The sequence below is a fragment of the Flavobacterium cupreum genome (assembly GCF_003996965.1).
Taxonomy (GTDB): Bacteria; Bacteroidota; Bacteroidia; order Flavobacteriales; family Flavobacteriaceae; genus Flavobacterium; species Flavobacterium cupreum.
This window is the reverse complement of record NZ_QWDM01000008.1, coordinates 274,410-298,163: the sequence shown is the minus strand read 5'-3', so window position 1 is coordinate 298,163 and position 23,754 is coordinate 274,410. Positions and strand designations below refer to the sequence as shown.

General features: G+C 37.6%; 21 protein-coding genes and 1 tRNA gene. 7 read left to right on the top strand and 15 right to left on the bottom strand.

What is annotated here, in order from left to right; all coding sequences use genetic code 11:
- Nucleotides 1-256: 256 nt before the first annotated feature.
- The 6 genes from accC to pdxA all read right to left on the bottom strand — a co-directional run bounded on the left by accC (nucleotide 257) and on the right by pdxA (nucleotide 5,300).
- Nucleotides 257-1,603 (bottom strand): acetyl-CoA carboxylase biotin carboxylase subunit, encoded by a 1,347-nt coding sequence (gene accC, locus D0817_RS14575; protein WP_127339109.1) that lies wholly within the window; start codon nucleotides 1,601-1,603, stop codon nucleotides 257-259.
- A 111-nt stretch (nucleotides 1,604-1,714) separates the two neighbouring features.
- Complete coding sequence (gene accB, locus D0817_RS14570) at nucleotides 1,715-2,203, bottom strand: acetyl-CoA carboxylase biotin carboxyl carrier protein (protein ID WP_127339108.1); 489 nt, start codon at nucleotides 2,201-2,203, stop codon at nucleotides 1,715-1,717.
- A 22-nt stretch (nucleotides 2,204-2,225) separates the two neighbouring features.
- Nucleotides 2,226-3,224: a beta-ketoacyl-ACP synthase III gene (locus tag D0817_RS14565; protein WP_127339107.1), complete on the bottom strand. Its 999-nt coding sequence runs from the start codon at nucleotides 3,222-3,224 to the stop codon at nucleotides 2,226-2,228.
- 173 nt (nucleotides 3,225-3,397) lie between these two features.
- Nucleotides 3,398-3,592 (bottom strand): 50S ribosomal protein L32, encoded by a 195-nt coding sequence (gene rpmF, locus D0817_RS14560; protein WP_007137315.1) that lies wholly within the window; start codon nucleotides 3,590-3,592, stop codon nucleotides 3,398-3,400.
- A 9-nt stretch (nucleotides 3,593-3,601) separates the two neighbouring features.
- Entirely contained in the window at nucleotides 3,602-4,144 is a 543-nt protein-coding gene (locus D0817_RS14555) for a YceD family protein (RefSeq protein WP_127339106.1), read from the bottom strand.
- 106 nt (nucleotides 4,145-4,250) lie between these two features.
- Nucleotides 4,251-5,300 (bottom strand): 4-hydroxythreonine-4-phosphate dehydrogenase PdxA, encoded by a 1,050-nt coding sequence (gene pdxA / locus D0817_RS14550; protein WP_127339105.1) that lies wholly within the window; start codon nucleotides 5,298-5,300, stop codon nucleotides 4,251-4,253.
- Nucleotides 5,301-5,357: 57 nt separating this feature from the next.
- On the opposite strand from pdxA, the gene D0817_RS14545 reads away from it, so the two are divergent.
- Nucleotides 5,358-5,948 carry a riboflavin synthase gene (locus D0817_RS14545; RefSeq protein ID WP_127339104.1) on the top strand — a complete coding sequence of 197 codons (591 nt, stop codon included), beginning with the start codon at nucleotides 5,358-5,360 and terminating at the stop codon, nucleotides 5,946-5,948.
- 34 nt (nucleotides 5,949-5,982) lie between these two features.
- On the opposite strand, the gene D0817_RS14540 is transcribed toward D0817_RS14545, so the two are convergent.
- The 8 genes from D0817_RS14540 to D0817_RS14505 all read right to left on the bottom strand — a co-directional run bounded on the left by D0817_RS14540 (nucleotide 5,983) and on the right by D0817_RS14505 (nucleotide 13,092).
- Nucleotides 5,983-6,219: a hypothetical protein gene (locus D0817_RS14540; protein WP_127339103.1), complete on the bottom strand. Its 237-nt coding sequence runs from the start codon at nucleotides 6,217-6,219 to the stop codon at nucleotides 5,983-5,985.
- A 463-nt stretch (nucleotides 6,220-6,682) separates the two neighbouring features.
- Nucleotides 6,683-6,808, bottom strand: coding sequence for a DUF885 family protein (locus tag D0817_RS26250; protein ID WP_238160882.1), 126 nt, complete (start codon nucleotides 6,806-6,808; stop codon nucleotides 6,683-6,685).
- Nucleotides 6,809-7,525: 717 nt separating this feature from the next.
- On the bottom strand, nucleotides 7,526-7,936 hold the full coding sequence (locus tag D0817_RS14530; RefSeq protein ID WP_127339102.1) for an MBL fold metallo-hydrolase: 411 nt from the start codon (nucleotides 7,934-7,936) through the stop codon (nucleotides 7,526-7,528).
- 456 nt (nucleotides 7,937-8,392) lie between these two features.
- The gene (locus D0817_RS14525) at nucleotides 8,393-8,746 is read right to left on the bottom strand and encodes a DUF4260 domain-containing protein (RefSeq protein ID WP_127339101.1); all 354 of its coding nucleotides are present in this window, start codon (nucleotides 8,744-8,746) and stop codon (nucleotides 8,393-8,395) included.
- A gap of 377 nt (nucleotides 8,747-9,123) precedes the next feature.
- Nucleotides 9,124-9,197: transfer RNA gene (locus D0817_RS14520), tRNA-Ile, on the bottom strand.
- 148 nt (nucleotides 9,198-9,345) lie between these two features.
- Nucleotides 9,346-9,750: a methylmalonyl-CoA epimerase gene (gene mce / locus D0817_RS14515; protein WP_127339100.1), complete on the bottom strand. Its 405-nt coding sequence runs from the start codon at nucleotides 9,748-9,750 to the stop codon at nucleotides 9,346-9,348.
- A gap of 20 nt (nucleotides 9,751-9,770) precedes the next feature.
- Entirely contained in the window at nucleotides 9,771-12,128 is a 2,358-nt protein-coding gene (locus D0817_RS14510; protein ID WP_127339099.1) for a hypothetical protein, read from the bottom strand.
- Nucleotides 12,088-13,092 carry a hypothetical protein gene (locus D0817_RS14505; protein WP_238160881.1) on the bottom strand — a complete coding sequence of 335 codons (1,005 nt, stop codon included), beginning with the start codon at nucleotides 13,090-13,092 and terminating at the stop codon, nucleotides 12,088-12,090. The genes D0817_RS14510 and D0817_RS14505 overlap by 41 nt, the downstream gene beginning before the upstream one ends.
- A gap of 170 nt (nucleotides 13,093-13,262) precedes the next feature.
- Here D0817_RS14505 and D0817_RS14500 point away from each other — a divergent pair, with 170 nt between their 5' ends.
- Nucleotides 13,263-14,951, top strand: a complete 1,689-nt coding sequence (locus tag D0817_RS14500; protein WP_127339098.1) for an Ig-like domain-containing domain — start codon at nucleotides 13,263-13,265, stop codon at nucleotides 14,949-14,951.
- Here the strand turns inward: D0817_RS14500 and D0817_RS14495 are convergent.
- Nucleotides 14,948-15,715, bottom strand: a complete 768-nt coding sequence (locus D0817_RS14495; RefSeq protein WP_127339097.1) for an amidohydrolase — start codon at nucleotides 15,713-15,715, stop codon at nucleotides 14,948-14,950. The two genes, D0817_RS14500 and D0817_RS14495, sit on opposite strands and share 4 nt — an antisense overlap.
- Before the next feature lie 233 nt (nucleotides 15,716-15,948).
- Between D0817_RS14495 and D0817_RS14490 the strand changes: the two genes are divergently transcribed.
- The 5 genes from D0817_RS14490 to D0817_RS14470 all read left to right on the top strand — a co-directional run bounded on the left by D0817_RS14490 (nucleotide 15,949) and on the right by D0817_RS14470 (nucleotide 23,754).
- On the top strand, nucleotides 15,949-19,104 hold the full coding sequence (locus D0817_RS14490) for a SusC/RagA family TonB-linked outer membrane protein (RefSeq protein ID WP_127339096.1): 3,156 nt from the start codon (nucleotides 15,949-15,951) through the stop codon (nucleotides 19,102-19,104).
- Between the two features lie 11 nt (nucleotides 19,105-19,115).
- Nucleotides 19,116-20,645 (top strand): SusD/RagB family nutrient-binding outer membrane lipoprotein, encoded by a 1,530-nt coding sequence (locus tag D0817_RS14485; protein ID WP_127339095.1) that lies wholly within the window; start codon nucleotides 19,116-19,118, stop codon nucleotides 20,643-20,645.
- 14 nt (nucleotides 20,646-20,659) lie between these two features.
- Nucleotides 20,660-21,979 carry a GntP family permease gene (locus D0817_RS14480; RefSeq protein WP_127339094.1) on the top strand — a complete coding sequence of 440 codons (1,320 nt, stop codon included), beginning with the start codon at nucleotides 20,660-20,662 and terminating at the stop codon, nucleotides 21,977-21,979.
- Between the two features lie 4 nt (nucleotides 21,980-21,983).
- Nucleotides 21,984-22,451 carry a RidA family protein gene (locus tag D0817_RS14475; protein ID WP_127339093.1) on the top strand — a complete coding sequence of 156 codons (468 nt, stop codon included), beginning with the start codon at nucleotides 21,984-21,986 and terminating at the stop codon, nucleotides 22,449-22,451.
- A gap of 271 nt (nucleotides 22,452-22,722) precedes the next feature.
- Nucleotides 22,723-23,754, top strand: a complete 1,032-nt coding sequence (locus tag D0817_RS14470; RefSeq protein WP_127339092.1) for a sugar kinase — start codon at nucleotides 22,723-22,725, stop codon at nucleotides 23,752-23,754.

Genomic DNA, 23,754 nt, shown 5'->3' with positions numbered 1-23,754 from the left:
TGAAATTATTGTGCCGTAACTGCAAAAGCACCCGACAAACCCCTTAACCCCTTTAAAACAAGGCCTTAAGTAAAACGTGCCAAAATTCAGGACTGTAAAAAACTGTATACTATTATGAAATAGTGTGTAAAAAGTATACACTAAATGTGTTTACTTCGATACTTTAAAGCAAAAACCCGACAGGTTTTTGAACCTGTCGGGTTTAATAAATAGGCGGTAAACAAAAAAAGGCTGTCGAAATCGACAGCCTTTATAGTTATTCTATTGGATTCATTTTAAAAGTATCCATAAATGCAGTAGTATAATCTCCTGCAATATATCTCGGATCATCCATTAATTGTCTGTGGAAAGGTATTGTTGTTTTCACACCTTCGATAACGAATTCATCTAAAGCTCTTCGCATTTTGCTGATTGCTTCTTCACGGGATTGTGCTGTTGTAATTAACTTGGCAATCATCGAATCGTAATTTGGCGGAATCGTATAACCTGAATACACGTGAGTATCTAAACGTACTCCGTGACCTCCCGGCATGTGAAGCGTAGTAATCTTTCCTGGTGAAGGGCGAAAATCATTGTAAGGATCTTCAGCATTAATACGACATTCGATAGCATGTAATTCCGGCAAGTAGTTTTTTCCTGAAATTGGAATTCCTGCTGCTACCATAATCTGCTCACGGATCAGATCATAATCAATAACCTGTTCTGTAATCGGGTGCTCTACCTGAATACGGGTATTCATTTCCATGAAATAGAAATTTCTGTGTTTGTCTACCAAAAATTCTACAGTTCCGGCTCCTTCGTATTTAATGAACTCAGCTGCTTTTACGGCTGCTGCTCCCATTGCGGTACGCAATTCGTCGGTCATGAAAGGGGACGGTGTTTCTTCGGTAAGTTTTTGGTGACGGCGTTGTACCGAGCAATCTCTTTCAGAAAGGTGACATGCTTTTCCATAAGAATCCCCAACTACCTGAATTTCGATATGGCGTGGTTCTTCAATTAGTTTCTCCATGTACATTCCGTCATTTCCGAATGCTGCGGAAGCTTCCTGACGTGCGCTTTCCCATGCTTTTAACAGCTCTTCTTCTTTCCAGACAGCACGCATTCCTTTTCCACCACCACCGGCAGTAGCTTTAAGCATTACCGGATAACCAAATTCTTTGGCTAATTTTTGTGTTTGTTCGAAAGATTCCAACAATCCGTCTGAACCTGGTACACATGGAACTCCTGCCGCTTTCATTGTTGCTTTGGCAGAAGCTTTATCTCCCATTTTATCGATCATTTCAGGAGCGGCACCAATAAATTTGATTCCGTGTTCCTGACAAATTTTTGAGAATTTAGCGTTCTCAGAAAGAAATCCATATCCCGGGTGAATTGCGTCTGCATTTGTAATTTCTGCAGCAGCAATAATATTTGACATTTTCAAATACGATAAGTTACTTGGAGGAGGTCCAATACAAACCGCTTCGTCAGCAAACTTAACATGTAGACTTTCTGCATCGGCTGTAGAGTAAACTGCTACAGTTTTAATTCCCATCTCTTTACATGTACGAATTACACGAAGTGCAATTTCTCCTCTATTCGCAATTAATATTTTTTTAAACATCTTACTTTAATTAGATAATTAGACAATTTGATAATTAGATAATTTTAGATGCCCGACAAACTTAATTCTGCCAAATCAATCTAAAATCTAAAATCTAAAATCTAAATTTATTTATGATGGATCAACTAAGAATAAAGGTTGGTCAAATTCTACAGGAGACATATCGTCAACAAGAATTTTTACAATTTTACCTGAAACTTCTGATTCGATTTCGTTGAACAATTTCATCGCTTCAATTACACACAGCACATCACCTTTCGAAATAGTGCTTCCTACTTCAGTGAAAACTGGTTTGTCCGGAGACGGTTTTCTATAAAAAGTCCCGATAATCGGAGATTTTATAGTTATGTATTTAGAATCCTCTGCCGCAGCTGGTGTTTCAGTGTTAACGTTTACAACAACCGGAGCTGTTTGCTGAGGGGCAACCGCTTGCTGCAAGGCAGGCTGAGCAGGTAATTGTTGCACGTAAGTAGCTTCTGTTACATTTGTTTCCAATGTTGTTCTGATAGTGATTTTTACATCATCCATTTCCAACTTCACTTCTGCAACTCCCGAATTTGCAACAAATTTGATTAGGTTTTGAATTTCTTTTAAATCCATAATGATTCTTTTTTAGTTTAATTTATTTTTTATCGTAAGCCCATTTCAGGTAAATAGATCCCCAAGTGAATCCACCACCAAAAGCGGCGAAAATAATATTATCTCCTTTTTTGAATAAGTGTTCAAAGTCGCTTAACACTAACGGCAATGTCGCTGAAGTTGTATTACCATATCTTTCGATATTCATTAATACTTTAGAATCTTCCAGTTCCATTCTGCTTGCAGTGGCATCAATAATACGTTTGTTTGCCTGATGCGGCACTAACCAGTTCACATCTTCATTTGTCAGATTGTTTCTTTTCAGAATCAATTCGCTGGCATCTGCCATATTCGTTACTGCGTATTTAAAAACGGTTTTTCCGTCCTGAATGATATTGTGCTGTTTGTTCTGAACCGTTTCTAATGTCGTTGGGTTGAGAGAACCACCGGCAGCGATTTTCAGAAAATCACGCCCTACACCATCACTTCTCAAATATTCATCCTGTAAACCTAAACCTTCATAATTTGGTTCGAATAAAACGGCTCCCGCTCCGTCACCAAAAATAATACAGGTTGCCCTGTCTGTATAATCAACAATAGAAGACATCTTATCGGCACCAATTAAAAGTACTTTTTTATATCGTCCTGATTGTATGTAAGCTGCAGCGGTAGACATACCGTATAAAAAACTTGAACATGCAGCCTGTAAATCGTATGCAAATGCATTTGTAGCTCCAATCTCTGTTGCAACATAAACTCCTGTAGAGGCTACCGGCATATCTGCTGTAGCTGTTGCCATTATAACCATATCAATCTCTAAAGGATCAATGTTAGCTTTCGCTATTAAATCCTGTGCTGCTTTTATGGCCAGAAATGATGTTCCTTTATCAGCATCTTTAAGAATTCTTCTTTCTTTTATTCCGGTACGGGTGGTAATCCACTCGTCATTGGTATCAACCATTGTTTCCAATACTTTGTTTGAAAGCACAAAGTCAGGAACATAAGCTCCAACAGCGGTAATTGCGGCTGTGATTGTATTCATTATATTCTATTATTTCCTTTCAAATACTCCTATTTGAAAAATTTTTAAAAGACTTGAAAATTACAAAAAAAAACAAAGCGAAATTTGTATCTGTTTTCTTAAAAAACGAAAGTTATAACCAACAAAAAAAACTCTCACTATGTGAGAGTTCCAGTATTATTTACAAAAACGTATTAAGCAACCGCTACAGATTTATCGATAACAACTTGCCCTCTGTAATACATTTTACCTTCATGCCAGTAAGCTCTGTGGTATAAATGTGCTTCTCCAGTAATAGGACATGTAGCGATTTGAGCTACAGTAGCTTTATAATGTGTTCTTCTCTTATCTCTTCTTGTTTTCGAGATTTTTCTCTTAGGATGTGCCATTTTACTATATTATTTATCCGTTAATAGTTTTTTTAATTTGTCCCAACGCGGGTCAATATCTTCTTCTTGTTTACTCTCTTCTTTTTGTTCTTTTACTGTTAGTTCTTTCAGTTTTGTCAAGGCTTCGGTTTGCAAACTTCCGTCTTTTACTCCTGGATGAACCCGTTTTAGCGGTACCGAAAGTGCAATCATTTCATAAATGTATTGTGCTACATCTATTTCATGCTCTCCGTGCGGCAAAATCAGCAACTCTTCATTATCATTGTTGAATTCATCCCCGCAGCGAACGATTAGTTTCATTTTCCCTTTTATAGGAAGATCAAACTCTTCGCCTGTCAGATCACAAGGTACATTGACTGTTCCTTTGTGTTTGAAATCCAACTCCATCATGTTGCTTTTCTTATCTAAAACCAGACTCACTTTGATATCCGAACTTTGAAATTCGTCGTAATCAAAGTTCTCAAAGAACGCGTTACTTATTTGATACTCAAAATGGTGTTTTCCTAGTTTTAATCCTACGAAAGGAATTAAAAATTCTTTTGTTTTGCTCATTTCAACATCAATTTGTCCAATCGCTATCTAAAACTCAGATACCTGAATTGGGGTGCAAAGATATAAAATTATTATAAAACTAATAATCTTATTCACCTTTTTTTGTTTATAACTGTTTTTCTTTTATTTTAAGTGGTTTTTGACTAATCTCCTCATACTGATTACGAGAGCGAAAAATATCAATTGCCAGATAAACTGCCTCTTTAAATGAATTGTAATCTGCTACGTCTTTCCCAGCAATATCAAAGGCTGTACCGTGATCCGGTGAAGTTCTGACCCTGTTCAGACCTGCTGTATAATTCACTCCTTTTCCAAAGGATAATGTTTTAAAAGGAATAAGTCCCTGATCGTGATAAGTGGCCACAATAGCATCATATTTTTCGTATTGACCGCTTCCAAAAAAGCCATCGGCCGGAAATGGCCCGAAAACCATGGTTCCTTTTTCAAATATTTTTTTCAGGACAGGCTTTAAAACCAAATCATCCTCTTTACCGATTACGCCACCATCGCCTGCATGCGGATTTAATCCTAAAACAGCAATTTTTGGTTTTACAATACTAAAATCTTCTATTAAGGACTTTCTTACGGTTTCTATTTTTCTTGTAATTAACTCTTCTGTCAAATGTGCCGACACTTCATTGAGAGGCACGTGATCTGTTAACAAACCGACCCTTAGGTTATCCTGAACCATCATCATCAGCGCATTTCCTTCCAGTTCCTTGTCTAAATAATCCGTATGTCCCGGAAATTTGAATTCGTCCGACTGGATATTATACTTATTGATGGGAGCCGTCACCAAAACATCAATCTGCCCCTCTTTTAGCGCTTTGGTTGTAGCGACAAAAGATTTTATGGCATACTCTCCAATTTTCACATCATTAACTCCGAAATTAATATCAACACCTTCTTTCCAAAGATTAAGGACATTTACTTTTCCCGGTATAACCTGATCTAATTTATCAACTCCGTGAAACTGTATTGTAGAGGTAACGCTTTTTTTTACGAAAGAAAGTATTTTGGCGTTTGCAAAAATAACCGGAGTACACAGTTCTAACATGCGGGAATCTTCGAATGTTTTCAGTATAACTTCGCTTCCAATACCGTTTAAATCTCCTATTGAAATTCCAACAATAATATTTTCTGCTTTTTTATTCATGTGCTCAGTTTATTTATTACTAATTTTGATGTGCAAATTTAGTAAAATAAAACAACAATGTTCACAGGAATTATAGAAACCCTAGGAAGGATTCACGAAATACAAAAAGAGCAAAGCAACCTTCATGTTACCGTTGAGTCTTCCTTTACCAATGAATTAAAGATTGACCAAAGTGTATCACATAATGGGATCTGCCTGACGGTCGTGGCTATAAAAGACAACTTTTATACCGTAACTGCCATTGACGAAACGATCCTGAAAACCAATATAGGCGACTGGAAAGTAAATGATATCGTAAATCTGGAAAGAGGAATGAAACTCGGGGATCGTCTTGACGGACATATCGTACAGGGCCACGTAGATCAGACCGGAACCTGCGTCAATATTCAGGAAGCCAACGGAAGCTGGAATTACACTTTTGAATACGATAAAAATTTAAATAATATTACTATAGAAAAGGGATCCATTACCGTAAATGGTGTCAGCCTTACGGTCGTAAATTCAAAAACAAATGAATTTAGCGTGTCCATAATCCCTTACACTTTTGAAAATACCAATTTTAAAAATTTCACAATTGGAACTAAAATTAATTTAGAATTTGATGTCGTAGGAAAATACATTTCCAGACTCTATTCTATAAACAAATAGTTACAAATGCTTCCAAAAAAAGAAAAGCTTCAGTTTACACTGAAGCTTTTCTTTGTAAATTATATTGGTATAAAGTATACGTACCGAATAATAATGCTGCCATTACCAAAAGGATCAGCCCCTGGTCAATAGGAACACTAGGAGGTTTTACAGGTCCCGCCGCTGCTGCTGTTTTAGCCATTGGCTTAGGAGGATTATTCGCTGCAATAACACTTGAAACACTAATCAAGGTTACAAAAAACCCAAAAAAAATAGTTTTTGATATCTTCATAATTTTCAATCTACTGAAAAACAGTATAGTATATTATTAAAATTATTTTTCTTATTACAATTCTCACAAAAACAACGTTTTTCGCTCAAATTCTTGACAAATGTATAAGATTTTCAATCAAATGCAAGTTTTAAACCAAAAAAAATGAAATTTTGAAACAAATCACTTTTACGAAATCGTATTAGTTAGAGATACGGCAATTTTACTTATTTGGTTTCAAAAAAGGTAATGCTTTGCGCAAATTTAATGAAAATTTAATCTGGTTGAAAAGGTTCAACTGAAAGAAATGAAATCAGTATACTCTAACTTTTATTTTGATGCAAAGTATTGTAGTATGGCAGCTTAAAATTATCTCCAACACTTTATTTATCTTTCGATTCGCCAGAACAAGCTGCAGCTTTCTGGTCGGTTATCCCATGTACAATTTTATTTTCGAGTATTGCAAGTGAAATACTTCCCGAATTTACATCTGGCCGTGAAATTGAGCTGCACTGAATTTCCCTCCTAGTTGCGCTTCTGCCCTGGATTTTAATTCCTGGATTTTAAGCTGGCCAACTTTATAAGATAAAGCCTGACCGGGCCTTGCCATATACCTTTCAATTCCCAAAGCAGAACATCATATTCATTAGATCATTTTGTGAAAGCTGTTCGCTGTTAATGGAGAAAAGCCTGCTTTTATAGCTGTTAAAAAAGATTTCAGCGCGCCGTCTGTATTTTGAAGACAGACTATTTTGAATTTCAGGATAGAATCCGGATGATGTTGCCTGATATTTTTTTAGCAGTGTACTAAATTTGATTTTTGGATTTTTTTTATCGTTGCCGTTGAAGAGCCGCTTTTTTTTTCGATATAAAATAAAGAATTACAAGATTACTTAATTCTAATTATGTTTTCTGAAATTTTAGGAAATCTTGAAAACAATATATTATCATGTCCGGGTATAATAAATTTAATATCTGAAACTAATGTTTTCATTCTAATCATAGCATTAACATAACCTTCGGTGTTAAAAGTTGCGTGCGTGGGTGCAGACTTTAAATGTTCTAAATTATAGTATGTAAAGACGTTGTCTGATGCAATTATTATTTTATCAGCATTACTTTTTATTAAAACATACTGAGAATCAAAAGTATGCCGCGAACCTGTATAGGCCATAATTCCTGGAAAAATTTCTTGATTATCACCATTTATAAGTTTCAGTTTACCCGCCAGATTTCGTTCGATTATCTTACGAACATCTTCTTTGTTAAATCCTCCATTGTGTCCTGCTTCCTGCCATGCATTTCCAACAAAATAATTATAATCTTCCTATTGGATCCATACTTGTGCATCAGGAAACAGATCAATACCACCTATATGATCCCAATGAGGGTGGGTTAGAATTATATCCGTTATGTCTTCTCTTTTTAGATTAAGTCCGCTAAGCATTTTATCGGGCTGAACATATTTAGTAATTCCGAAATCTTTTACTTGCGGTATGTCATTCAAAAATCCCGCATCGATTAAAATATTTTTACCCTTATTGTCTTTTATTAACCAAAAAACAAAAGCAGGATCTACTGTTTCGCTCTCAGGAGCATCTATCAAATCAACGGCCAATGGAAGTAATTTTTCAATTGATGCAAATTTTAGAGCATAGACTTCGTAATTTGGTGTTTGAGAAAAAGTAGCACCGTAATTTACTATAAACATAAAAAAGAATAAAATAAAGTTCTGCATGTTTTAATGTATTAAGATTTTAAAATGAACGGATGGATTAGGATGAACTTAGATTTTGCAAATTACCTCAACTTACCAATGCAGATTCCGAAACCTGCGACAAACCTTTCACCATTATTGCATCAAATTATCCGGTTTTTCATCACTCTTGCTTGTCTATTATTCAACAACAAAGCTGAGTTCTGCGACAAATATATTTACAAAAAATCCTGTTTGTTGTTAATAGCCAAACAAGTCTTGTTAACGAAATGTCAATGGTATTTAGCAGCAAACTTTATGCGAGGTTAACAAAGCAATGGCTTTGAAATCAAAATTAAAAGGGCATTTTATGAAGAAATAAAAAACATAAGAAACCAGTTAAAAAAGAAGTTTGTAAAACATGATATTGCAAAAACTTACGATCTTATATTAAAGACCGTAAGTTTTACATTTGAATTTATAACGTATTCATTACAACTACCAGAATTTTTCAGCACCTAAGCTTGTATGCCAAAATCCGTCAAAGTATTTTAGTCCAGCGCCAATAGCTCTGTCCATACACGCGTGAGCAAGCAATATTATACCAATAAGTATAAGGTTCCGGTTTTCTTTATATAAACCATAAAGCCCAAGAACTACTGCAGTACCTTTAAAGTGAATTACGTTATAACTAACTGCTCCAACGGCAGGATTTAGCAGATATCCGACCATACTTAAATCCGGCACTAAAAGTAAAAGAGGAAACCACCACCATTTTAAATTTAACCGTGAGAATAAATAAATACATCCCAGAAACATTATTAGTTCCTCAATCTGAATTAGAATTTCCATGTTTTTTTTATTTTTTTATTTTGACTAAAAGTCAGGTTTATAATATTTATTAAACAAATGTAATCCGTGATTATTCGCTAAAATTGTAAGAAAACGAAAATTAGCTTGCTGGTTTATGAATATCTTTTGAAGTTTTACTAAGTATAGGAGGCTCAGGTTAATTTAATAACGTAAAATCATTACATGCTTACGTTAGTACAAGTTTAAAATACTACAAGCTATTTTACACAGGCAAAGTTTCTTTAGCCTCAGACTGACTGATACTAAAGCAACCCGGAGAGAGAAATTAAATGCTTTTAACGTTTTTAAATACTTGTTGATCACGATAGGAAACGAAAAAAGCCTTATAAACAAATGTTTATAAGGCTTTTTAACTGTGGTCCCACCTGGGCTCGAACCAGGGACCACCTGATTATGAGTCAGGTGCTCTAACCAGCTGAGCTATAGGACCGGTTTGAGGATGCAATATTACTACTATTTTTTATTCACTGCAAATATTTTATAGTATGATTTTTATTTAATTTCAAATGATACCGGGTATTTTCAAAAAGCTAATTGATTTTCAACACATTATTTAATGCGAAAAAAAGTATTTTTTTTTATTTAATTTCCTGACAAAGCTCTACCAAAACCCCATTTGTATGCTTTGGATGCAAAAAAACCACCAGTTTGTTATCGGCACCCCTTTTAGGAACTTCATTTATCAGTACAAAACCTTCGGTTTTAAGGCGCGCAATCTCGGCCTGAATGTCTTCAACATCGAAAGCGATGTGATGAATTCCTTCTCCTTTTTTCTCTAAAAATTTTGCAATGGGACTTTCGGTATGAGTGGCCATCAGAAGCTCGATTTTATTGGCTCCGGTTTGAAAGAAAGAAGTCAGAACGCCTTCACTTTCGACCGATTCCATTTTGTACGACGAAACGCCCAATAATTTTTCGAACAGCACATTGGCATCGTCCATATTTTTAACTGCAATTCCGATATGTTCTATTTTATTTACCATTTTTTTACATTCAATTAGAATTACTGACTCACATAAGTATTAAAATAACCGCATTCCGCAATTACGTCCTGATAATATTTAGTATCCGAATACTCCTTTTTGAGTGTTTTAAAACCGTTCCACGCAATAAAATTGATCTTATCGTCATCTGCTTCCCACCAATTTTTCAAACCGTTGTATTTTTTACTATAATATTCATTGCGTTCGCATTTCGCTATCATATAAATGCATTTCGCCTTTTGTTCTTTTGTCGTTGCAGCCTCCAGTGCTTTTTGGTAATACATTTTAGGAATGTCGCAGTTGGTGATCATCTTTTTCATCGAGTCCCTAAATGTATACGGACTTGAACCATACCCCACGATACTTATTTCATAAAACGTTCTGCCGTTCCCGAAATGAGTAATGTTATAAAAAGCATTTCCCAGCAGCAGACTGTTGGTATACACCTCTTCTTTCTGAGCAAGTTTATCCTGCATGGACTTTATGGTCGTTAAAAAATCCATTTGAGAATATTTCTTTTTCTGATATGCCACATGATCACAATCGTGACAATCTTTTATGCTTCCGTTAAACGGATTTCCTAAAAACTGATTGTACTGAACAGAATCGGTCTGTTGCATAAAAGCAATTGCTTCCGGGATTTTATTTTTAAAGGTTGCCTGAACAGCCTGAAAATTATTTATATCTTTTAATTTCAGGCTATATACTCCTGCTCCGATTTTTTCGATTTCGGTTTTATTGGTCTTAGCCAGAAATGCTTTCATATCCAACAGGACCTTTTCATTATCATAAAAAGCATTTCCATCATTCCAATAACTGTAGCGGGATTCCCCAAATATTTCAGCCATCACAGCATTTCCTTTTTCTTTATAAAGGGCCGACAAGAAGTTTCTGCTCCAGGAAACGGCGTTCTGGTAACGAAATTCCTGTTCCTTATAGGTTTTAGGAAGTTCGTAGTACAGCCAGTTCAAATCGGCTATGATTGTCTTTTCGTTTTTATCGGTGAGATTATCAATTTTACTGAGATTATTGATAAAACGAAGCAATCGCAGCTGATACCCTGCCAGTTCTGTTTTCGGAAGTGTTTTTTCGGCTTTATCGAAATTTTTATCAGCATTGGCAAAATCTCCTTTTAAGGTTTGCAGGTATCCCAGAACCAGATCCCACAGGTAGGGCCTTTCAGTCTTTCCGGCAGCTGCAATTTTCGAAATTAAATCGAAAGCACTTTTATCCAGTTTCGCCTGGTTTTCTAATTTATTCTCCGCAACGGTCTGCTGTTTCACCGGAACATTCTCTTCGGCCTTGAGCTGAAAAGAATTATTCAGGTTCTGCTCTTGTTTGTTGACCAGTCGCGTGACCAGGTAATTCAAGTGTTCGCTTTTTGGATCTAATTCGTAAATCTTCTCTATGGCTTGTTTCTCATCTTTATAATAACCGTGAATGGCCCAGAGTGCAGCTTTTTCTTTATTGTTTTTGGCCATTGCCAGCGATTTATTCCAGTCGGCATCGTTTTGCGGATGGAAACTGTACGCGGTCACCACTCTCATTTCCGGGCATTTATCAAAAACCTGTGCATATAAGTAGTTTGAAACTGCATATTTCTTTTGCTTGTAATTGATTCCGGCCACATAAGCAAGCGCCCTGTAATACAAGGTGTTCTTCGCAACAGAAGCTTCCGTTTTATTAAAAAACAAAACTGCCTTTTGCTTGTCGTTACTATAAAAACGTGCTTTTACGGTTAGAAACCAATACCTGTTTTTCAGAAAAGGATCTGAGGTGGTATTATAAACATTTTCAATAGACTGAATCATCTTCTGATCATCGAATGTTTTTGCCACCACAGGATCATAGCTCCAGTAATCACCGCCTAAAGAAACGGTTTCTATTTTTTGTGCCAGATAGAGAAATTCAATAAAACTTTTAATTTTATCGTCTTTCAGGCTGATTTTTTTCCCCCACTTCAGCGAAGCCTTATTTTCTTTTTTGGTTTTATAAAAAACATGAAGCTGTTCTATTTCGGGTTTATTTTCCAGAGGTTTGTCCCTGTCTTCATATGAGGCTGGTTTATCAGGGCCAATCAGGAAATAGCTTATCGTTGCCGGATTTGCTTTTCCCTTCAGGTAGGTTTCCCAGTCTGCTTGTATATCCTCATTAAAACGGGAATTATGCCGGGTATCAAAACCAATCCCGTAAAAGATATCGCCTGATAAAAAAAGCGGTGTATAGGATTTGTCTGCGAATGTTTCCGGTGTGAAATTCGAATTATAACCAAAGTAATCCCAATCGTCTCCGCCTCCACAGGCATAAATTATTCCGTATACAAAAAGCAAGGAGGCACTAGAAACAAGAAATAACCTGTTCAAAAATATTCTTTTCATAGTTTTTTAAATTGAATTCGTCTAAATCGTAAAATATAATTTCTTTCGGAGGCTGCGCAGTATGCTCTTTCAGCTCTTCCGCCATTTGTTTTAAATCTTCTGCCGCAATTGCTTCAATTTTCAGCAGGTCGTTTTCTTCATAAAATACCCCGTTTTTATAATTGGAATGTTTCACCTTAAAAAACACGGCACTGGTTTGTTCAAAATTTTTATCTTTCCTAAGCGCCTCAATATTCATTTTGGAACGCAGGCCAATCACCTTGTGATTTCTGATGTGCACTCCCCACGAATATACAGGCAAAGCAAAATCAAGCGGCAGCGGATATTTTTTTAAACTCTTCAGATATCGTGCTGCGATTTTGGGATCGTACACCGAGTTGAGCGAATCAGGGGCAATTGAGCCCATATTATAATACATCAAAACTCCGGAATCGACATTCGGAATTTTTGTCTTTTTAAAATATTTGACCTGATGCAACCGGATAGTAGCGGAAAGTTTTTTCTGTGAACGTTTCTTAAATTTTTCAATAAACTTCAGATAGTTGTCTTTACTCGAAAGCGTCCAGTCGCAATCGATCTGGATTTCCTGACAGCCAATGTTGTTTTCTTTATTGATTTCTGAAATCAGGCGAAATGTTTTTTCAGCCAGATCATCAATATCGAGATTCGGTTGTAACATGACTTTATTTTTGATAAAAACTACCGGAACTATAGTAAAACGCTGCACATTTTCCTGAAAATGAATGGGGGAAATCGGAATGGGCTCCTGAGTCTGCGGATGCAAACCAATATCGAAATAACGAATATACAGCTTACGAACATGGTTATCTTCTAAAACATCTTTTTCTGTTTGGGATAATTTAAAAATGGTCTTCCAATAATAAAAAGATACAACCGGCTCTTCTTTTCTACTGCAGGACAGCAGTAAAAAAAACACCAAACCCATTAAAATATTCTTTTTCAAAACCAGTTAAATTAAAAACAAAACCAAAAGTAAGAAATTATAACGCATTTCGGAATCTATATGTAAAGAAACAACACGAGATAAAAACCGCAAATACTAATAAAGGCATAAAAAATTTCTATTAAAGCAAATATAATTGTTATTTTGTGGAATAAAATTCAAAACCTGTTATGTTGAAAAACACACTGAAATATATTTCCTTTTTATTGGTACTATCAATGATAAGCTGTGCTAAGAGAGGCAGTATTACCGGCGGACTGAAAGATACCCTTGCTCCTGTTCTGATATCCAGCTCCCCAAAAAATCTTAGTACTGACTTTAAAGGAAATGAAATCACTTTGACTTTTGATGAATATATAAAGCTTAAAAATATAAACAAACAGCTGATTATTTCCCCTCCAATGAAATATGAGCCGCTGATCACACCCACCAATGTCAGCAGATTTATCACCATCAAGCTTAGAGACACTTTACAGCCCAACACTACCTACAGCCTGAATTTTGGACAGGGTATTACAGACAATAACGAAGGAAACGCCTACAACCAGTTCAAATATGTTTTCTCGACCGGTTCTTATATCGATTCGCTTACCCTTAACGGAAAAATCAAAGATGCTTACGAAAAAAACGTAGATAATTTTGTATCGGTAATGCTCTATGAAGTGAATGACAAATTCAAGGATTCGGTTATTTACAAAGAAAACCCGAGGTATATTACAAATACGTTAGACAGTATGCGAACTTTTAGATTTGAAAATTTGAAAGCCGGAAAATATCTTTTACTAGCCTTAAAGGACAAGGGAAGCAACAATAAATTTAATCCGAAGGATGATAAAATCGGATTTCTTAAAAGTTATATTACGGTACCCACCGACTCGGTATATGAGGTAGAATTATTTAAGGAAACACTTCCGTTAAAAACCTTCAAACCCATACAGGCTTCCGGAAACCGATTATTACTTCCGTATGAAGGAAAACAAAATTTTAAGAATTCGAAACCCAATATCGTCCTGAAGAACAATACCGAAATCCTCGAGACTATTGTCACACAATTTCCGAAGAAAGATTCCTTGCAGATCTGGTATAAACCCCTAAAAGCAGACTCCTTGTCTCTGGAAGTAGACAAAGACAGTTACAAGAAAAGGTTTAGTTTTAAAATTAAAGACCAGAAAAAAGACACCTTAAGCATAAAAGCAGTACAAAACGGAGTGATCAATTTCAGGGACCGGTTTACTTTAGAGACCGAAACGCCTTTGGTGAAATTTGACAAATCTAAAATCAAATTAGTGAATAAGGATTCTGCAGCAGTAGATTTTACAACGGAGTACGATGAATTTGACCAGAAACTATATATTGATTTCAAAAAAGAGCCTTTGGAAAAATACAATTTCACCTTTTTTCCGGGTGCTTTAACCGATTTTTACGAAAAGGCAAACGACACCTTATCATACAAGCTCACGACAAAAGAACTGGCCGATTACGGGAATTTAATATTGAATTTAAAAAATGTAAAACGCTTTCCTATCATCGTAGAACTGACGAATAAAAAGGGAGATGTCGTATTGGCGGAAGCGTATTCCGAAGGCGAAACCAAAATCGAATTCAATCTGGTAGAGCCTAATGCATTTACGATTCGCGTTATTTACGATGACAACAAAAACAAAATGTATGATGCCGGAAGTTATCCGGAAAAACGACTTGCCGAGGAAGTCTATTATTATCAGCAGGAATTTGATGTCCGCGCCAACTGGGATCGAAATGAAACGGTTGATTTAAGCATTCCGTTCAGTCCTGAAGTCGAGAAAAAACTGGATGAAAAAAAGAAAAAAGAGGAAGCGAAAAAGAGAAAAGCTTTTTAGATCCTAATTTCAAACTGATCCCTGTCACTTAAAAAATCCAGTTTCTTACGGGTTTCCAACATTGGATCCTTATCAATTTCAACAATAAAAACACCTTCGTTTTCCTGGGGATCCAAAACCGGATTCCCAAGAAAATCTATTACCTGCGAATGACCGATATGCTCATACTCATTAGCATCCAGTCCGACCCTGTTTACCGCAACTACATAACTCAGGTTTTCAATCGCACGCGCTTTCAGCAAAGCATCCCAGGCATTTGTGCGGACTTTTGGCCAGTTGGCAACGTATAAAAGCAGGTCATAATTCTCTGTATTTCTTGCAAAAACAGGAAATCTCAAATCATAACAAATTTGCAGACAGATTTTCCAGTCTGAATATTCAACGATCACTTTCTGAGTTCCGGCCTCGTAGTATTTATGTTCTCCGGCCAGTGAAAACAAATGACGCTTGTCATACTGTTGTATTTCTCCATTTGGAAAAACAAACAGCATCCGGTTGTAATACTTCCCTTCTTCTGCAATAATCAAACTTCCTACTATGGCTAACTGTTTCTGTTTTGCCACAGACTGCATCCAGAGCACGGTTTCTCCCTGCATAGTTTCGGCTACTTCGCTGGCATTCATGGTAAAACCGGTGGAAAACATTTCCGGAAGGACTACCAGATTCACCCCTGAATCGATTTTATTTATTTTCGATTCGAAGTTTTTTCTGTTCGCGGAAGCGTCTTCCCAATGCAGATCGGATTGAATAAGTGCAATTTTCATAGCTCAAAAATACGAATTTTCAGCCAAAATTTTTTTTTGCAATCATAAAACACTTTGTGCAAAAAATTCTCAAAATACCTTCAAAAACAGCACTTCTTTTGGAATTTAAAAATACTTCAGGAAAAAATATTGCAAAAAATATGCATTTTGTGCAAAAAAAATGCAAGTGTGAAAAATAAATATTTATATTTGATCGCCAATAAAAACCAAAAAAACATGAAAACCAAAGAATTATGAAAACAAAGCTAATTTCATTAGTGCTTATGGGAGGAATAATCCTCTCCGCAAGCGCAAAAGAGACTGCAATTAAAAAGCATCTTTTTGAACAAACAAGTAATCAGGTCGAAATTTCAGGTCAGGTATTAGGCCAGGATGACGGAATGCCCATTGCAGGAGCTACTATTTATGCCGAAAGCAACAATAAAATAGTAACAATCTCTGACGAAAACGGAAGATTTAAACTAAGTGTCCCTGAAAACGAAGTCCACGTTATTGTGACTTATATGGGATACGAAACTTTGTCATTCGCTTTAATTAAAACGACTGGTTTAACTATTCGATTAAAACCGGCAGAAAATGTTCTCGATCAGGTTGTCGTAACGGCCCTTGGTGTTAAAAAAAGCAGCAAGTCAATTGCATACGCTGTGACAGAACTTAAAGGAACAGAATTTACAAAAGCAAAGGAAACCAATATCGCTAACGCTCTGGTAGGTAAAATTGCCGGCGTAAACGTAAGCAGCACGGCAACCGGACCAAACGGATCCAGCAGAGTGATCATTCGTGGAAACGGCTCGCTAAACGGAAACAACCAGCCGATGTACGTGGTCAATGATTTGCCTATTGACAATACACAGTTAAATTTACCGGGAATTGGAAATGGAGCGGGATCCACAAGAATTAACGTAGACCGCGGTGACGGAACTTCGGTTATCAACCCTGATGATATTAAAACCATCACGGTTCTTAAAGGAGGAACAGCAGCTGCGCTTTATGGTGCCAGTGCTGCCAATGGAGTTATCCTGATCCAGACTAAAAGAGGTGCAGCCCAAAAAGGTATCGGGGTAGACTACAACTCCTCCTTTACTTTCGAGACTCCGTCTATCACACCAGACTGGCAGTACGAGTACGGTTCGGGATCACTAGGCAAAAAACCAACCACACAAGCCGAAGCTGTAGCTGCCGGACGCTGGTCCTGGGGAGCTAAAATGGACGGTACAGATGTGATTCAGTTTGACGGAGTGGCAAGACCTTACTCTCCTCAAAAAAATAATATTAAAAACTTTTACCAAACCGGAACAACTTACATCAACTCTATTGCTTTATCGGGCGGAACAGAAAAAGCAACAGGACGTCTTTCTTTCATGAACATGGACAATGAAGGCGTGGTCCCAAATTCAGATTTCAACCGCAAGAGTGTTAACATTGCAACAAACGTCAACTTAACCAACTGGCTGAAATTTGATGTTGTAGCGCAGTATAATATTGATAAATCAAACAACAGGGTAACCGTTTCAGATGCGGAAGCCAATCCAAACTGGGGAACGTATATGATTGGGAATACCGTCGATATCAGAAATCTGGCTCCGGGTTATGATGCGAATGGCATTGAACAGGCATGGAATCCTGTTGCAGTCGCTACAAACCCCTACTATGTGATCAATAAAATAAAGAACAGCGATACCAAAAACCGTTTCATTGGAATGCTGAACGTAAAAATGAACTTCACACCGGACTTATTCCTTCAGGGACGAATCGGACAGGATTACACGAATTATGACTTCTTTGGATACATTCCAAAAACAACGTTAAACAATCCGGTTGGATACGCACAAGGTTCAAAAGTAAAATTACAAAACCTGAATTCTGAAGCGATCCTTAACTATAACAAGAAAAACATTTTGGGCGATTTCTCTTTAAATGCTTTGGTTGGAGTGAATTCGCGTACGACTTTGAGAGATGAAACTAAAGTAGAAGGCTCCAATTTTGTGTTAGATGATTTTTATGCGTTAAGCAATTTATCTACGCTGGCTTACACCTATCCTTATGGAAAAACTAAGACAAATTCCGTTTACGGTGCAGTGGATTTAGATTATAAAAATATTGTTTTCTTAAACGTAACAGGACGCCAGGATTGGTTTTCTACTTTATCTAAAGAAAACAACACAGTATTTTATCCTTCGATCGGAACCAGTATCATCCTTTCAGAAATTATAAAAATGCCGGAATGGGTTTCATTCACCAAACTAAGAACTTCATGGGCTGAAGTAGGTGGAGCCACTCCGGATCCGTATGCTCTGAACCCTTCCTATTCGATGATTCAGGGCGGACATAACGGCCAACAATTACAAGGACCGACAAGTTCGAGAGTGCCTAATGCTACGCTAAGTCCGTTAACTTCCACTACATTCGAAATTGGTACCGATTTAGGCTTTTTTAACAATCGCCTGAATCTTGATGTGGCATGGTACAACCGTGCTACCACAAATGATATTGTTGAAACGACGATTTCCAATGCTTCTGGAGCAAGCACTGCCTTATTGAATCTTGGGAAAATGAGAAACAAAGGAATTGAGCTTTTGCTTACCGGAAAAATAATTAATCATGAAAATTTCTCCTGGGAAGCCAGCTTCAACGGATCCTATAATGAAAATACGGTTGAAGCTCTTACCGATCAGCTGAATTCGATTACAATGGCTACTTCTGTAAACGGTTATGTTACGATTACCAGTGATGTCGGCCGTCCGTACAGCATTATTAAAGGATACAAACCCCGTAAAGATGCCAATGGCAATACGGTTTATAACGTAAGCGGCGGATCGGCGACTATCGCACAAGGTCCTCTTGAGGAATTAGGACAGGGTGTTCATCCGTGGTCAGCGGGTATCAGCAATGAGTTTAAATACAAAGCTTTATCCTTTAGTTTTTTAATCGATGGTAAGTTTGGCGGAAGCTTATATTCCGGAACTGATTTATACGGAACGCGTATGGGATTAACCAAACTGACTTTAGAAGGCCGTGAAAACGGATTGCCAATTTCCGGTGTAGATACCAACGGAAATCCGGTGAACATGGTTATTGCCCCGGAAAACCTGAGAACCTACTATGACGGATTACGAAATATCTCTTCAACCTTTGTGTATGATGCGAGTTTTGTAAAATTAAGACAGGTGATTTTTGGTTACCAGTTGCCAATTGAAAAAATAAAAGGGCTGTCTAAACTTCAGGGCGCTTCTGTTTCCTTTGTGGCAAGAAACTTATTCATTCTTTATAAGAAAACACCAAACGTAGATCCGGAATCTGTATTTAGCGCCGGAAATGCTCAGGGTGTAGAACAATTCGGAGTGCCAAAAACAAGAAGTTTTGGTTTAAGTTTAAACGTTAAATTTTAAATTAAAAAGACATGAAAAAGAGAACCATACTATATATCACAGGAATACTTTTAGCAAGTATGACAGCCTGTACCAAGGATTTCGAAGAAATAAACACGAATCCGAATGTTGTGGAGAAACCCACTCCGAATTTCATTTTCAGCAAATCGCAATTAGACGGTTTAAACAATAATTATTTTGCTACGAATATTCTGGAATGCGGCGGAATGCTGCAGCATTATGCGACCTACAAAGAAGCTTCGGGTGCGGGTGATAAATACCTGAGCAATGAAGTGTATTATTCCGCTTATTTTAACCAGGCGTATCCAACCGGTGTGAATGAAGTCGAAATTGTAATTGATGCCCTCAAAAACAGTCCGAATGAAAGCAACAAACTTAATATTGCAAGAATCTGGAAAGCATACTTGTACCACCGAATTACTGACTTGTATGGCGACGTTCCTTATTTTGAAGCTGCAAAAGCAAACAGTACACAGATTTTTCTTCCGAAGTATGACTCCCAGGAAGCGATTTACAAAGACCTGTTAAAAGAACTCGATGAAGCGGCAACCGCTCTGGATCCTGCTAAACCAAGTTTTGGCAAAGCCGATTTTATTTATGACGGGGATGTGACCAAATGGAAAAAATTCTCCTATTCGTTAATGCTTCGTCTCGGATTAAGATTGACAAAAGCAGACGCTGCACTTTCCAAAACATGGGTCACCAAAGCAATTGCCGGAGGCGTAATCCTAAACGGAACCGATAATGCGATCATGAAATATACAGACGGCCCGAATGATTTTAACAGAAATCCGGTTGGACTTGATTCCAGACGACAAGACTTTACCCAGGGATCTTACGGTCAGAAAAATGTGGAAGGCGGAAAACTGGCCAAAACCTTCATCGATTTACTACAGGCGACTGCAGATCCAAGAATTAGTGTGTATGCAGGAGTCTGGCAGGGAACGGTCCAAAACACCACACTGGCCGTACAGAAAGGTTTTCCAAACGGACTTAAAACAGCGCCTACTCCAACAGAGCAGGCTACGTATTCCGAACCGAACCAAAGTAGTGTTTTTAAATACGATGCACCGCTGGTACTGATCAGCAATGCGGAAACCAATCTTTACCTGGCGGAAGCCGCGGCAAGAGGATGGTACACCACTGAAACGGACAAAGATTTATACGAAAAAGGCGTAAAAGCATCCTTCCTGAATATGGGAATTTACGGTGCCGGTTATACCATTGCTGATGCCACACCTTATTTAACGGCAAATCCGTTTAATGCGGCGGGATCTTTAGACCAAAAAATGAATCAGATACACACGCAGATTTGGGTTGCCTTATTTGTAGACGAGCAGGAAGTATATGCCAACTGGAGAAGAACAGGGTATCCGGTTTTGGTGCCGGTAAACTTTCCCGGAAACGTTACAAACGGCACTATTCCAAGACGTTTCAGATATCCGACGAGTGAATATTCAGTGAATTCCGCTAACTTAGCTGAAGCCATCAAACGCCAGGGCGAAGATACTTTCACAACAAAAATCTGGTGGGATAAATAATATACAAGAGATAAATGAGCATTTTAATTCTTACTGCCTGCATTGCTTTTTTAATCCTGCAAATAGCGTGGTTTAAAATCAATCCTTTTATTGCATTCATCATAACAGCTTTATTAGCAGGCCTTTTTTTAGGCCTGCCAATAAACACTTTGTCACAAACCGTACAAAAAGGTTTGGGCGAAATGCTGGGTTCTATTACTTTGATTATTGTTTTCGGAACCTGCATTGGTAAACTTACCGTTTCGTCCGGAGCTGCCAATGTTATTGCAAAAACGGTTATGGGATGGACGGGTAAAAAATACGTTCGCTTAGGCCTCATGATTACCGGGTTTATTGTTGGGATACCACTTTTTTATAGTGTTGGATTTGTTTTGTTAGTACCGCTGATCTTTTCAGTAGCCCACCAATTTAAATTATCGAAAGTATATCTGGGAATTCCTATGCTGGCGTCGCTTTCAGTGGCACACGGTTTTTTGCCCCCGCATCCGTCCCCAATGGCACTGAGCAGTATTTTAAATGCCGATATCGGACTTGTGCTGGTTTACGGAATTATCATCGCCATACCGACTATTTTTATTGCGGGTTTATTATTTTCGAATTTGCTTAAAAATATAAAAACTGAATCCAGTCATGAGATTTTAAATGTTGAAGAAATCGCTAATCCGGCCACACTTCCGAGTTTTTCGATTAGCTTATTCTCTGCCTTATTTCCTGTTTTTGGTTTGACCCTAACCTCGGTATTGCCCCTGATTTCAACAGATGAAACAGTACTAAACATTTGTAAAACAATTGGTGAACCCAGCATGATTATGCTTATTTCACTGCTTATTTGCACCTACACTTTAGGCCTGCGAATGAACAGAAGCCTGACTTCTGTTATGGATGATTATGCCATCGCGATCAAAGATGTAGCCCTGATTGTTCTGATTGTCGGAGGAGCGGGAAGCCTGAAAGAAGTCATGATCGTCAGCGGTGTCAACGAAACTATTGTGTCGACTTTAACACAGACCAGCATTCATCCGTATTTACTGGCCTGGATAATGGCCGCGATCATTCGGGTTTGTGTGGGTTCTGCAACCGCTGCCGGATTAATGACTGCCAGCGTTTTATTACCTTTACTACAAACCAACGGGCTCGACCCCAACCTGTTAGTTTTATCTGTAGGAGCCGGAAGCCTGATGTGCTCCCACGTAAACGATCCGAGTTTCTGGATGTTTAAAGAATATTTTAATATCAGCCTGAAAGATACTTTTAAATCATGGACCGTCATGGAGTCTTTAGTATCTGTTTTAGGAATCATTTTCGTTTTTATTTTAAACTCAATTATACATTAATATCATGAATTTATTACCACAGGAAAAATTTGATACATTAGGTTTATCTTTACCGCCGGCACCCCAGCCGCTTGGTATTTACAAACCTTATTTAGTAGATGGTAACTATTTATACCTGTCCGGACACGGTCCTGTTCGGGATGACAAATCCTTAATCATCGGAAGAATCGGCGATGACATGGATATTGAAGAAGGAAAATTAGCCGCAAGACAAGTCGGACTGACGATGCTTTCCACGATTGTAACCAATTTTGGAAGCCTGAATAAAGTAAAACGTGTTATAAAAGTTTTAGGAATGGTGAACTGCAATGGTGATTTCCTGAGACACCCTTACGTAATCAACGGCTGCAGTGAATTGTTTGCCGAAGTATGGGGACAGGAAAACGGAATCGGTGTCCGAAGTGCTGTTGGAATGGGATCTTTACCGGACAATATTCCTGTTGAAGTAGAAGCTGTTTTCGAATTATATTAAAAAGTTATGCCACAGATTACATGATTTAAAGGATTAAAAATTTTGTTTTGCCACGAATTGCACGAATTTTCACGAATCAGCTCGCTTAACCGTCTTTGAATTATTTTAAAAAAGTCATGCCACAGATTACAGGATTAAAAGATTTTTTAGCCGCGAATTTCACGAATTTTCACGAATTAATTTTACGCACTGATTTGTGTAAATTAGTGTAATTCGTGGCAAATCAAAAAAATCTTTTAATCCTGTAATCCGTGGCAAAAAAACACAACCAATGAATACAACAACCTCACAAACCAGAATTGCGACATTCGGCGAATTATTACTCCGAATGAGTGTGGCCAATGGAAACCGGTTTACGCAGGCCAACGAAATAAAAATACACGTTGGCGGAGCCGAAGCCAATGTTTGTGTTTTACTTTCCCAACTTGGGATTCAAACCGATTATATTACCCGATTACCGCAAAATGATCTGGCGCAACTGGCGTTAAACGAACTTCAGAAATACAAAGTAAACACCTCGAAATGTGTGTACGGCGGAGAACGTTTAGGATTGTATTTTGTCGAAGCCGGAAATCAGATCAGGCAGTCGCAGGTAATTTACGACCGAAGCAATTCTTCTTTTGCAACCATTCAAAAAGATCAGATTAACTGGGATCTGGCTTTGGCCGATGTCACGCATTTTCACTGGTCGGGAATTAGTCCGGGCGTTTCGAATGAAGCTGGTTTAGCGTGTAAAGAAGCCATCCTTTCGGCACACAAAAAAGGAATTCCGATTTCCTCTGATTTTAACTTTCGATCCAAATTATGGCAATATGGGAAACATCCGTCTGAAATCATGCCTGATCTGCTTCAGTACAGTACCATTACGGTTGCGGATTTAGATGCGATTGAAATTTACTTCGGAATAAAAACCGATAAAAATGAATCTGATGTGAGTCGTTTTCAGCAAACATTCGAATTGTTAAAAACAAAAATGCCTTTTCTGAAAACACTGGCCATGAGCTTTAGAAAATCAGACGGACCGGCACATCTATACAAGGGACTGCTTTTACATGAAGGCAATTTTTATGAAACAAAAGAACAAAAAATACATCTGGTAACGGACCAGATTGGTTCCGGAGATGCCTTTACAGCAGGTTTGCTTTACGGAATCACCCATAACTTTTCCGGTCAGGATTGTATTGAATGGGCCACAGCCTGCGGTGTAATCAAACAGAGTCTTCATGGAGATTTTGCCATCAGCAATCCAACAGAAATAAGTCATTTTATTAAAAATGGCTCAAGCAACAGAATTAACAGATAA